General features: G+C 37.5%; 12 protein-coding genes. All 12 read right to left on the bottom strand.

Annotated elements, in window-relative coordinates; genetic code table 11:
- Nucleotides 1-4 precede the first annotated feature (4 nt).
- Nucleotides 5-463 carry an NUDIX hydrolase gene (locus AC1Q8L_RS21040; protein WP_001190080.1) on the bottom strand — a complete coding sequence of 153 codons (459 nt, stop codon included), beginning with the start codon at nucleotides 461-463 and terminating at the stop codon, nucleotides 5-7.
- A gap of 229 nt (nucleotides 464-692) precedes the next feature.
- On the bottom strand, nucleotides 693-1499 hold the full coding sequence (locus tag AC1Q8L_RS21035; RefSeq protein WP_000455196.1) for a DUF368 domain-containing protein: 807 nt from the start codon (nucleotides 1497-1499) through the stop codon (nucleotides 693-695).
- A 165-nt stretch (nucleotides 1500-1664) separates the two neighbouring features.
- The gene (gene trxB / locus AC1Q8L_RS21030; protein WP_001288078.1) at nucleotides 1665-2621 is read right to left on the bottom strand and encodes a thioredoxin-disulfide reductase; all 957 of its coding nucleotides are present in this window, start codon (nucleotides 2619-2621) and stop codon (nucleotides 1665-1667) included.
- A gap of 85 nt (nucleotides 2622-2706) precedes the next feature.
- A complete protein-coding gene (locus AC1Q8L_RS21025; RefSeq protein ID WP_000517723.1) occupies nucleotides 2707-4218 on the bottom strand; it encodes a tetratricopeptide repeat protein in 1512 nt (503 codons plus the stop codon).
- Between the two features lie 139 nt (nucleotides 4219-4357).
- A complete protein-coding gene (locus AC1Q8L_RS21020) occupies nucleotides 4358-4870 on the bottom strand; it encodes an acyltransferase (RefSeq protein ID WP_001255072.1) in 513 nt (170 codons plus the stop codon).
- Between the two features lie 33 nt (nucleotides 4871-4903).
- A complete protein-coding gene (ppaX, locus tag AC1Q8L_RS21015; RefSeq protein ID WP_001222403.1) occupies nucleotides 4904-5554 on the bottom strand; it encodes a pyrophosphatase PpaX in 651 nt (216 codons plus the stop codon).
- A 67-nt stretch (nucleotides 5555-5621) separates the two neighbouring features.
- Nucleotides 5622-6434, bottom strand: coding sequence for a prolipoprotein diacylglyceryl transferase (lgt, locus tag AC1Q8L_RS21010; RefSeq protein WP_000924245.1), 813 nt, complete (start codon nucleotides 6432-6434; stop codon nucleotides 5622-5624).
- A gap of 24 nt (nucleotides 6435-6458) precedes the next feature.
- Nucleotides 6459-7388, bottom strand: coding sequence for an HPr(Ser) kinase/phosphatase (gene hprK / locus AC1Q8L_RS21005; RefSeq protein WP_001127251.1), 930 nt, complete (start codon nucleotides 7386-7388; stop codon nucleotides 6459-6461).
- Between the two features lie 156 nt (nucleotides 7389-7544).
- Entirely contained in the window at nucleotides 7545-7925 is a 381-nt protein-coding gene (locus AC1Q8L_RS21000) for a phage holin family protein (protein ID WP_001267308.1), read from the bottom strand.
- Nucleotides 7926-8113: 188 nt separating this feature from the next.
- The gene (uvrA, locus tag AC1Q8L_RS20995; protein ID WP_000045587.1) at nucleotides 8114-10990 is read right to left on the bottom strand and encodes an excinuclease ABC subunit UvrA; all 2877 of its coding nucleotides are present in this window, start codon (nucleotides 10988-10990) and stop codon (nucleotides 8114-8116) included.
- 5 nt (nucleotides 10991-10995) lie between these two features.
- Nucleotides 10996-12972, bottom strand: coding sequence for an excinuclease ABC subunit B (uvrB, locus tag AC1Q8L_RS20990; RefSeq protein ID WP_000400987.1), 1977 nt, complete (start codon nucleotides 12970-12972; stop codon nucleotides 10996-10998).
- Between the two features lie 151 nt (nucleotides 12973-13123).
- Nucleotides 13124-13555, bottom strand: a complete 432-nt coding sequence (locus AC1Q8L_RS20985) for a DUF4362 domain-containing protein (protein WP_000151278.1) — start codon at nucleotides 13553-13555, stop codon at nucleotides 13124-13126.
- Between the last annotated feature and the right edge of the window lie 20 nt (nucleotides 13556-13575).

Here is a 13575-nt window from a genome sequence, read left to right as displayed (position 1 = left end):
CGGTTTAACTCGGATCTAATCGATATGAAAGCAACTCAAAATCTGGGGTATATACAAATGTACCGTAGATTATGCCATTTCCTTTAATTAAATAATCAATAATGTGATAATCTCCTGGCGCCATTGCTAAATCATCAATTTTATCAAATGTATGCCAACCAATGATGCCTTCTTCGCTCTCTAGTTTGTTTTCTCCTGCAAAATCTGTCGCTAAAAAGGAGAACATCATCCATTCAGAAACAACTTTATCACCTTCTTGGATGACAAAGGTGAAGACCCCCTTTAACGCTGGGTTTTTCAAATAAATACCTGTTTCTTCGCGATATTCGCGAACAACGGAATCTCTTACAGTCTCACCACGCTCCATTTTCCCGCCTGGTGCAACCCACCAATTTCGGCGAGGTTTTTGGAGTAAGAGTACTTCATTATCTCTAATTAACACACAGTTTGTCACTCTTTGCATGTTTCTTCACCTCAGCTACTTGCAGTAAAATTTCTCACTGCATACTTCTTTCATTATACTATCAAAAACAGTTTGCTACAACGAAGGAGCCAGTCCTCTTTCGCTAAGCATATGCTACTCAACAATTTTAAAAAAGCTTTCCATAACAAGCAATGTAAATGCTTAGACTTTTAATGAATAGCATGAAAAATCCCCTTAACGATTTTTATCGCCAAGGGGATTAAAGCCCTTATTTCTTACCGAAATAAGTAACAATCGCAAATCCTAAAATAAAGGTAATAATTGAACTTATAATTGAAAATCCACCAGTTGGAATACCAGGGAACACAATTACAATCGAACCGATAACTAGTCCAATAATTGCCGCAAATGTCATACTTTTATAACGATCTAATAAAAAACTAATGCCTTTACTACTTACAACAAATCCAACCATAACACCAGCACCGATAACCACGATTAAAGGTAAGTTAAGTGTAGTTAAAGCGTTAATTGCTGTTGGATACACACCAATAATTAATAAAATAAACGATCCACTAATCCCAGGAAGTAGCATAGCCATACTAGCCATCCATCCTGCGAAAAATAAACCAATTGCATTTAAAATTGTTAACGTCGTAATTGGATCTGCTGCCTTATCTGGTTTAAAGAAAGCTGTGATCGCAACAAGAATTGCTGCAACTATTAATAAAACAATGTGCTTACCTTTAAACGACGACTTTGCATCAGCTTCTCTCATTAACATCGGTAATATACTAATAATTAAACCGAGGAAGAAAAATTGAGTCGGTTCATAATGATTTGCAAGTAAATATTTAATAACATGACTTAACGTTAAAAACGCTGCTGCCACACCAGCTGCAAGTGGAATTAAAAACCCTAAATGTTTTTTCCATTCACGACTAAAGAATCCACTAATTGCCGCAAGCAATTGTTCATAAATCCCTAACACAACAGCGATTGTACCGCCGCTCACACCAGGAATTAAATCACTAACGCCCATACAAAATCCACGATATATATTACGCCATTCCATACTGAATAAATTCCTCATTTCTTATAGTGATTTTTTCCGTAAAGTCCAGTATATCAATAAGAAAGCTTATAATCCTTATATTTTTTGACAATACTTTGACATTTCCACACAAAAAAAGAAGAAAGCTCCTGTCGGTAGCTTTCTTCTCACAAGGTATATTATCCCTTATTTTTCTGATACAGTTTTTAATTCCTCTAATAATTCTTCTACGTAATGTTGTGCACTTTGTGCTGCAATACTACCGTCACCTGTTGCAGTTACAATTTGACGAAGCATTTTTTCACGAACATCACCAGCTGCGAAAATACCAGGAATTTTCGTTTCCATACGTTCGTTCGTTTCAAGGTAACCATTTTCATTTGTAATACCTAGTTCAACAAATGGTTTTGATAATGGTAACATACCGATGTATACGAATACGCCGTCAGTTTTGACTTCTTTCTCTTCTCCACTGTTTACGTCTACAAGTGTTACACTTCCTACTTTACCGCTTGCTTCGTTGATTTCTTTTATAGTGTGGTTCCAAATGAAATCTACTTTTTCGTTTTGGAAAGCACGATCTTGTAAAATTTTCTGTGCACGAAGCGTGTCACGACGGTGAACGATCGTTACTTTTGATGCGAAGCGTGTTAAGAACACACCCTCTTCAACAGCAGAATCTCCGCCGCCAATTACGATAAGTTCTTTTCCTTTAAAGAATGCTCCGTCACATACTGCACAATATGATACACCTCGGCCGCCAAGTTCTGTTTCACCCGGTACACCAATTTTTTTATACTCTGCACCGCTTGCAACGATAATTGCACGTGCTTTATATTCTTTTTTACCAGCAATAATTGTTTTGTATTCTTTACCGTCGATGACTTCTTTCACATCACCGTATGCATATTCAGCACCAAATTTCTTCGCATGCTCGAACATTTTATTTGATAAGTCTGGCCCTAAAATAGACTCATAACCTGGGTAGTTTTCTACATCTTCCGTGTTTGCCATTTGGCCACCTGGAATACCACGCTCAAGCATTAATGTGCTTAAATTTGCACGAGATGTATATACTGCAGCTGTCATACCAGCTGGTCCTGCACCAATAATAACGACATCATAAATTTTTTCTTCTGACACACTATTCACTCCTATCCATTCCTACACAATTAAGTTACCCTCATTATACTGTTAGCATCATTTTTTTCCCAATGATTTGCTTATCTTATGTGTGCGTACGCTTAACAGCTTGCACATACTTTCGGACAGTCGCTACAGATACATTATATACATCTCCAAGCTCCGACTGTGTCATTTTATTTCCTTGTTCGCCGCGTACAATGTATTCAATCGCAGCTGACCAGCCGTACACATTTGTAAATATGTCTCCAGATGTATATAAACGTATGAACGTACAAAACCAAAAGTGTAAACACTCTTCAATTAATTCATCATCTTTTTTCGTATAATTGTATAAGGCATCCGCGATTCTCGCGCACTGCTCAAATTGTTGTAAATCAGCTGGAATACTCTTATGACTATTAAGTAAAAAGAAGTACTTTGCAAGTTGCGATACGATGGGAACACCGTTCTTCGCTTGCGTTATATCAAAGAAGAATCCAACCTTCTCCGGCGTTGACAATTCATTCATTAAATATAAAGCTAGCATTTGTTCTTCTAGCGTCGCACTTTGCTGAAATGATTTTCGTAATTCTTCAAATAACACGTTTTGTCCTTCATCTGCTAAATTCAGCGCATTCCACGGTTCTTTTCCCTTTTTATCAGGATGCAATTCCACGACATGTTGCCACATTTTTTCAGCTAGTTGCTGATCTTTCACCATATACGCAGAATATGCAAACCAATAATAAAAACTAACGTCTCCTTCGTATCCTTGACGCTTTAATAGTTTGAACCATTTATATGCATGCTCGAAATAACCAATTGTTGCAAGTGTAGTTCCCAGTTTCAAACGATGTTCAAATGAAATCGGATATACCGAAACTAGCTGTCCCGCTAACGCTTCTACTTGTTTATGCTCTCCAATTGAATATAGAAAAATAAGCGTATTACAAAGCGCATGTATATTACCAGGATTTTTCTCTAAAATCATTTCTGTTAACTTCAGTGCTTTGTCTACATTACCCGATTGAAAATGTGCAATGGCTAAATTATTATGACCTGACCAAAATTCCGGATAATCTTTCGTAACAATTTCTAATGTAGCAATTGCTTCTTCCAATTGTCCATTACGAATATAACGATTCGCTTCTTCCTGCATAACAATTAAATCATCTTCATCTTCAATCTCTTCCGCACCCATTGCTTCTTCTTCCATAATCTCAAGAAGTTCTAATGTATCTTCTACGAATTCCTTCTCTTTTGCAACTTCTAAATAACGATCCGCATATTTCTTCGCCTGTTGAAATAACCCCATATATGCATAATTATTTGCAATAAAATAATAGCACTGTTCAAGTTCTGGATTAGATCTAACTAACTTTAAGAAGATTTGGTTCGACTCTTGATATTCACCAGCCTCAGATAATACTGTTGCTAATTGACATAAAATAAACGGCTCCTTCTCACTTTGTGCCGCTCTTCGAAAATATTTAATTGCATCTTGCAATTTTTGCCCTTTGTAAGCTCTCATCCCTTTTTTATAAAAGAAGTCCGCTAATTGATTAAAAGAGATAACTTGTCCGTTCTCCTTATATATCCTTTGATTTTTCCCCATATATCCTCCAGTTTTTTGTTTTCTTCGCTCACACATTCTTCTATCTATAAGTATAAACGATTCCGTAAAAAACAAAACAGTATATTATACTCAATTATTTCCTTTTTATTCATAAAAAAAGAGGAGAAATGTTACATTTTCACCATGAACCTTCTCTTGCGGTCATTTGCTCTTTCGTATAAATAATACGCATTGGATTTCCACCTACGAAAGCACCGCTCGGTACATCCCTATGAACAAGTGTGCTAGCTGAGACAGTCGCACCGTCTCCAATTTTCACACCTGGTAATATTGTTACATTCGCTCCAATCATCACTTCATTTCCAATGACGATTTCCCCAAGTCGATATTCACGAATTAAATATTCATGCGCTAAAAGCGTTGTATTATAGCCAATAATCGAATTCTCTCCCACAGTTATCTTTTCCGGGAACATAATATCCGGCATTACCATAAGCGCAAATGATGTTTTCTTTCCTACTTTCATCCGTAAAAAAGTACGGTACAACCAATTCTTCACAGATAAAAATGGCGTGTAACGCGCAATTTGGATAATAATAAAGTTTTTCATTACCTTCCAAAAAGACACTGTTTTATACACATTCCATAATGAATTTTCTCCTGAAACAGGATAGCGCGTTGTCCGTCGCACTTAGCTCGCTCCTCTACTAACTTACTTGGACCTTTATGAACGGTTCATATTAGACAAAATCGGTAGCAAATCACTCATTTTATCTAGCATAAAGTCCGGCTTGTAAGCTTCTAAATACGCTCTACCTTTCAGCGTCCATGAAACCGCAGCTGTTTTCGTCCCCGCATTTTGACCACCGACAATATCATGATGATTATCTCCAACCATCAATGCCTCTTCTGGTTTTGCATCTAATAATTCAAGCGCTTTTTGAAGTGGCTCTGGATGTGGTTTCACATGCTCTACATCATCAATTGTCACGACAACATCAAAAAATTCATCAAGCTTTGACAACTGTAATCCCATCTCAACGGTTTGTCTCGCTTTCGTTGTAACAATACCAACTTTATAACCTTGCTTCTTCAACTCTCGAACCGTTTCATATACAGTTTCATATTCTTCTACTAATTCATCATGATGATCATGGTTAAATTCGCGATAACTTGTAATCATCTCTTCAACCTTACTTTCATCAATCTTACTGAAAGTATCATGCAAAGATGGACCGATAAATGGCAACACATCTTCACGCTTATATTGATTTGGATAATACGTATTTAAAGTATGTAAAAAAGAAGAAATAATAAGTTCGTTTGTATTAATTAAAGTTCCATCTAAATCAAATAACACTGTATTTATTCTCATTGCCTTAGTCCTTTCGCCTTCCTGAATATGAAAGAAGCAGCATCTTATAATAAGATGCTACTTTTCTCTAATTTTCCGAATATCTTTTATCAGCTTGCCCCATTTTTCGTCTCACAATAATGAAAATAATAGAAATAACAACAAGTCCAATTGACATTACTTGTGCAATACGAAGTGGTCCTAGCATTAAACTATCTGTACGTAAGCCTTCTACGAAGAAGCGTCCTACTGAATACCAAATTAAATATGTGAAGAATAATTCCCCGCGGCGTAAATTCACTTTTCTTAATGCAAGTAGTAAAATTACACCTGCAAAATTCCATAATGATTCATATAAAAACGTCGGATGATAGTACACACCCTCAATATACATTTGATTAATAATGAAATCTGGTAAATGAAGACCTTCTAAAAACTGTCTCGTTACTTCATCACCATGCGCCTCTTGGTTCATAAAGTTTCCCCATCGGCCAATTGCTTGTCCTAGTAAAATACTTGGTGCAGCAATATCCGCCAACTTCCAGAATGAAACCCCGCGTCGCTTTGCAAAAAGAATCCCTGTAATAACCGCTCCGATTAAACCACCATGAATCGCCAAGCCACCTTGACGAGTATTAATAATTTGACTCGGGTTTTGCGCGTAATATTCCCATTCAAAAATAACATAGTACATTCTCGCAAATAGAATAGCGATCGGTACTGCAATTAATACAAGGTCAACAAATGTATCTTTTGGAATACCTAGCCTTTCTCCCTCGCGAGTTGCTAGCCAAAGACCTAATAGCACACCTGTACCGATAATAATCCCGTACCAATAAACAGGAAACGGCCCAAGTTGGACAGCTACGCGGTCAAGCTGCGGTACAGAACCTAACAGCATATATATGACCTCCCTCTCCAATGTTTACTCCTGATTCCCTAACTCAATCGCACTCATTAATCGTTCTGAGAACTGCTGTGCTGCATTGACTCCCATACGCTTTAAACGGAAGTTCATCGCTGCTACTTCAATAATAACAGCCAAGTTTCGACCAGGACGAACTGGAAGTGTAATCTTCGTAAGTTCTGTATCAATAATTTTCATCTTCTCTTCATCAAGACCTAAGCGATCATAGTTTTTCTTTTGATCCCAAATTTCAAGATTAATAACAAGTGTAATACGCTTATAATTTCGCACTGCCCCTGCACCGAATAACGTCATAACGTTAATGATACCTAGACCACGAATTTCTAATAAATGCTCAATTAAATCTGGTGAGCTTCCTACTAATGTGTCTTCATCTTCTTGGCGAATTTCTACACTATCATCCGCAACAAGGCGGTGACCACGCTTCACAAGTTCAAGAGCTGTCTCACTTTTACCAACACCACTTTGACCTGTAATTAAAACACCAACACCGTAAATATCTACTAACACACCATGAACAGCAGTTGTTGGTGCTAGCTTACCTTCTAAATAATTAGTTAAACGACTTGATAATCTCGTTGTCGTTTGAGAAGAACGTAATAAAGGCATGCCTGATTCACGTGATGCTTGTAATAACTCATCTGGTACATCTTGATTACGAGTTATAATAATACATGGCGTCTCCTCGGTACAAAGCGCTTTCATTCTCTCTTGTTTTTGCTCTGTTGTTAACGTATCAAAGAACGTGAGCTCCGTTTTTCCAAGAAGCTGCACGCGATCAGCTGGATAATATGTAAAGAATCCTGCCATTTCAATTCCAGGTCGTGATAAATCACTTGTATCAATCGGACGATGAATTCCTTCCTCACCACTTATTAACTCCAATTGAAATTGTTCAATTAAATCTTTTGTCCTTACTTTTGGCATATGTATAAACCTCCACTCCGCTGCGGGTTCAGTCTCGTTTGATGTAAAATTCCATTCTACCGGATATTGTACCATTTTTTTCTGGAAACAAGAAATACGGTTTCTAATAAATAGAAAAAAACATTTCATACGAATAATGAAATGTTTTTCTTTTTGTCATTTTCTCTTTTTTTCATATAGAGGTTCCACAATTGCCTTCTCAATAATCATATTAAAAATTGAAATACAAATTGCCGCAACAATCGCTACACCAAATCCTGATATATTAAAAGCATCTCCTAATAATGAATCTGCTATTTTTAACGTAATCGCATTAATAACAATTAAGAAGAAGCCGAAAGTTACAACAGTAATTGGTAGCGTAATTAAAATTAAAAACGGCTTTACGAACACATTTAAAACCGCCAATATAATACTCGCAATAATTGCAGTTTGTATATTTGCTACGTAAAATGCATCTGGTGCAATCCCTTTTAAAAGCCCCGATACAGCGATTAACACAACGCTATTTACAAGAAGTGATACAATCCATCTCATTTCGTTACACATCCTTTTAAACATATATATTTCATCATACGCTAATAGATAATAAACGCAAGTATGATACAAACACTTATATCAACTTATTCTATCTTTCATGCTTGTATACCTACTAACATACTTACCAGTTTTTCCTCGTAAAATAAAAACCGAGCGTCATTTCCACTCGGTTTTCATCAATAAACTTATTGCGATAACTCTACTTCTTTTATTTTCTCTTTCATTCTTGCTTTATCACGATTTAAAATCTCTTTTAAATACTTACCAGTGTACGAGCGCTCTTCTTTTACTACTTGCTCTGGCGTTCCCGAAGCGACGATTTGTCCACCTTTGTCCCCGCCTTCTGGTCCAAGATCAACAATATAATCAGCTGTTTTAATCACATCTAAATTATGTTCAATTACAAGTACCGTCTCACCACTCTCAACAAGACGTTGCAGCACTTCTAGAAGACGTGCAATATCATGCGCATGCAACCCAGTCGTTGGCTCATCTAAAATATATAACGTACGACCTGTAGAACGACGGTGTAATTCAGAAGCTAATTTCACACGCTGTGCTTCCCCACCAGATAATGTTGTTGCTGGTTGACCTAATTTCATATAACCAAGCCCAACATCTACAAGCGTTTGAAGTTTACGCTTAATTTTAGGAATATTGGCGAAGAATTCTACTCCATCTTCAATTGTCATCCCTAACACTTCAGAAATATTCTTATCTTTATATTTCACTTCTAACGTTTCACGATTATATCGTTTACCGTGACAAACTTCACACGGAACATACACATCTGGTAAGAAATGCATTTCGATTTTAATAATTCCATCACCACGGCACGCTTCACAACGGCCACCTTTTACGTTAAAGCTGAAACGTCCTTTTTGATATCCGCGCACTTTAGCTTCGTTCGTTTGTGCAAACACATCACGAATATCATCGAATACACCTGTGTACGTCGCTGGATTAGAACGTGGTGTACGACCAATTGGCGATTGATCAATATCAATTACTTTATCTAAATGTTCAAGACCTTTAATCTCTTTATGAGTACCTGGCTTCGCTTTCGCTTTATATAACTTTTGCGCTAACGATTTATATAGTACTTCATTAATCATCGTACTTTTACCTGATCCAGATACACCTGTTACCGCTACAAACGTACCGAGTGGGAATGACATTTTTGCATTCTTTAAGTTATTCTCTTTTGCGCCGACAATCTCCACTTTACGTCCGTCACCTTTACGTCTTTCAAGTGGAACTGGAATAAACTCTTTACCGCTTAAATATTTTCCTGTTAACGAATTATCATCTTGCATCACTTCAGCTGGTGTCCCTGCCGATACAACTTGCCCACCGTGAATACCTGCACCTGGTCCGATATCAAGTAAATAATCAGCAGCCATCATCGTATCTTCATCATGCTCAACAACGATTAATGTATTACCTAAATCGCGCATTTCTTGCAATGTACGAATAAGACGATCGTTATCGCGCTGGTGTAAACCAATTGAAGGCTCATCAAGAATATAAAGTACGCCAGTTAGACGAGAACCAATTTGCGTCGCTAAGCGAATACGCTGCGCCTCACCACCTGATAACGTACCAGCCGCACGACTTAGCGTTAAATAATCTAAACCAACGTTCACTAAGAATCCAACGCGCTCCTGAATTTCTCTTAAAATTAAATGAGCTATTTTTTGTTGCTTCTCCGTTAGCTCTACATTCGAGAAAAATTCTTGTACTTCTTGAACTGAATACTTCGTTACGTCAGCAATCGTTTTATCACCAACAAAAACAGCTAAGCTTTCAGGCTTTAAGCGGCCGCCTTTACACTTCGGACAAGCTTGTTCTGCCATATACTTTTCCATTTGCTCACGAATGTAATCAGAACTCGTTTCACGATAACGACGTTCAATGTTTGGAATAACACCTTCAAATAAAATCTCATTTTCCTTTACTTGACCGAATTCATTTACATAGCGGAAATAAACCTTCTCTTCCCCGCTTCCGTACAACACTTTATCAAATAAATCTTTCGGTATATCTTTCACAGGCATATCCATATCAACGCCGTAGTGATTACATACAGATTGTAAAAGTTGTGGATAGTATTGTGAACTTGTCGGTTCCCAAGGTGCAATCGCATGTTCATTTAATGATAAATCCCAGTTCGGGATAACAAGCTCTAAATCTACCTCTAGCTTTGAACCAAGTCCATCACAAGAAGGACACGCTCCAAACGGACTGTTGAATGAGAACATACGCGGCTCTAATTCTCCGATTGAAAAACCACAATGCGGACAAGCATGATGTTCACTAAATAGAAGTTCCTCTTCTCCCATTACATCGATTAACACTCGGCCTCCGCCAAGCTTTAATGCACTTTCAAGTGAATCAGCAAGACGGCTTGCGATTCCTTCTTTTACAACAATACGGTCAATTACAACTTCAATAGAATGCTTCTTATTTTTATCTAACGTAATCTCTTCAGACACATCAAGCATTTCACCATCAACACGTACACGAACATATCCTTGCTTCTTAATATCTTCAAGTACTTTCACATGTGCACCTTTACGCCCAGAAACGATAGGAGCTAACACTTGTAATTTCGTACGTTCAGGATATTCAAGAACACGGTCTACCATCTGCTCTACTGTTTGTGATGTAATTTCAATCCCATGATTTGGACAAATTGGCGTACCAATTCGCGCAAATAATAAACGTAAATAATCATAAATCTCCGTTACCGTTCCGACAGTTGAACGTGGATTACGACTCGTCGTTTTTTGATCGATTGAAATCGCTGGTGACAATCCTTCAATCGTATCTACATCCGGCTTATCCATTTGTCCTAAAAACTGGCGCGCATACGCAGATAACGATTCTACGTATCTGCGCTGCCCTTCTGCATAAATCGTATCAAATGCTAATGATGATTTCCCCGAACCAGACAATCCCGTTACAACGACAAGCTGATTTCTCGGAATGGTTACATCAATATTTTTTAAGTTATGTGCTCTAGCACCTTTTACAACGATAAAATCCTTGCTCTTACTCACTCTTTTCACCCTTCCGCTTTTAATTCTAATAGTAAATCTCTTAGTTCAGCTGCACGCTCGAAGTCTAACGCTTTTGCTGCTTCTTTCATCTCTGCTTCCATCTTCGCAATTGTCTTTTCACGCTCTTTTTTCGTCATTTTCTTAGCAGGAGTTGCTTCGTATGTTTCTGTCTCTTCAGCAGTTGTCGTTGCACGGATTACATCACGTACGCCTTTTTGAATCGTTTTCGGCGTAATACCATGCTCTTTATTGTAGGCTTCTTGTATAGTACGACGACGCTGCGTTTCTTCAATTGCAATTCCCATGGATCTTGTTATACGATCTGCGTACATAATAACGCGGCCGTTTTCATTACGCGCGGCACGACCAATTGTTTGAATTAATGAGCGCTCTGAACGTAAGAACCCTTCCTTATCAGCATCTAAAATTGCTACAAGTGATACTTCTGGAATATCTAATCCTTCTCGTAATAAGTTAATACCGACAAGTACATCAAACTTACCAAGGCGAAGGTCACGAATAATTTCAATACGTTCTAACGTTTTAATTTCAGAATGAAGATAGTTCACTTTAATTCCTACATCTTTTAAGTAGTCCGTTAAATCCTCTGACATTTTCTTCGTTAAAGTCGTAATTAATACACGTTCATTTTTTGCAATACGATCTTGAATCTCTCCTAATAAATCGTCAATTTGCCCTTCAATAGGTCGTATATCGATTGGTGGATCTAAAAGCCCTGTTGGACGAATAATTTGTTCTATTACTTCTGGTGACTGCTCTAACTCGTACGGTCCTGGCGTCGCCGAAACGTAAATAACTTGATTTGTTTTCTCCTCAAACTCATCAAACATGAGCGGTCTATTATCTAAAGCTGACGGCAGACGGAATCCATGATCCACAAGCACTTGCTTACGTGCTTGGTCCCCGTTATACATCGCTCTTACTTGTGGCACTGATACGTGCGACTCATCCATAACAATTAAGAAATCTTCCGGGAAATAGTCCAATAACGTATACGGTGTTGCACCCGCTGGACGAAGTGTTAAATGACGGGAATAGTTTTCAATACCTGAACAAAAGCCCATCTCGCGCATCATTTCTAAATCATAACGTGTACGTTGCTCTATACGCTGTGCTTCTAGCAACTTACCGTTATCATTTAAATCCTTTAAACGCTCTTCTAATTCTTTTTCAATATTTTCAATAGCGACCTTCATTTTCTCTTCACGTGTAACGAAGTGAGATGCTGGGAAGATTGCTACATGATCACGTTCTGCTAATACTTCACCTGTTAACGCATTTACTTCACGGATACGATCAATTTCATCGCCGAAAAATTCAATTCGAATACAATGCTCATCAAGTGATGCTGGGAAGATTTCAACTACATCTCCGCGCACACGGAATGTACCACGCTTGAAATCAATATCATTACGTCCATACTGTACATCAACAAGTTCACGAAGCAATTGATTGCGGTCCTTCTCCATACCAACTCGAAGTGATACAACTAACTCGCGATATTCTTCAGGAGAACCTAAACCATATATACACGATACACTCGCAACGATAATTACATCGTCCCGTTCAAATAATGCAGACGTTGCCGAGTGACGCAATTTATCAATTTCATCATTAATCTGCGCGTCCTTTTCAATAAACGTATCTGTTTGTGGTACATACGCTTCCGGCTGATAATAATCGTAATAACTAACAAAATACTCAACTGCATTATTCGGGAAAAAGTCTTTCAACTCACTATATAACTGTCCTGCTAACGTTTTATTGTGAGCCATAACAAGTGTTGGCTTTTGCACTTCTTTAATGACATTTGAAATCGTAAATGTCTTACCCGTTCCTGTCGCTCCAAGCAACACTTGCTTTTTCTTTCCACTATTAATTCCCTCTACAAGCTTCTCTATAGCTACCGGCTGATCACCTTGCGGGGAATACGCTGATATAATTTCAAATTGATGTTCCAAGTAAAATCCGACCTCCTCATAAAAATCTGTATTATTATTTTACCACGAATGCCTATAAAAAACCTAAAAAAACGAACAGATATTCGGTAAAGTTTTCGACAATATACACATAGAAAAAGGAAGGAGTAAATACTTCCTTCCTCTACTAATTCTATTTTTTAGGTACATATACTAAGTCATATCCATTGCGCCCAGCTTCATTCGTACAATCTATTAACCGATAAGTACTTTCTGATTCGCGCTGCTCTTTAACAATACTTTTACAACTATCTTTATGTAACCCTTTATCCTTCCCAGCAAATTTGTCTTTTCTATTATCTGAAACATAAAATATATCGTTCCCACTATACTCTAACGTTTGAAAAATCGGGTCCCCTTCAAGGGTATACTGTACAATTCTTATTTTATCAACTTCCCTTTGTTCGACATTCAAAACGAAATTTTCAAATTTATCTAGATTGGAAATCCTGGTTCCCTTTACAATGACATCGTTCTTCTTATCAATTGTAGTGTTAGATGATGAGCATGCTACTAAACTAAAGAGAAATAGACATATAAAGCTGGTTCTTTTTTCTATTGTCATCCTCTCCTATAAAAATTATT

This window comes from Bacillus sp. GW823-FHT06A11 (assembly GCF_058795355.1).
The sequence above is the reverse complement of the archived record's forward strand: the minus strand, read 5'-3'. Positions and strand labels throughout refer to the sequence as shown.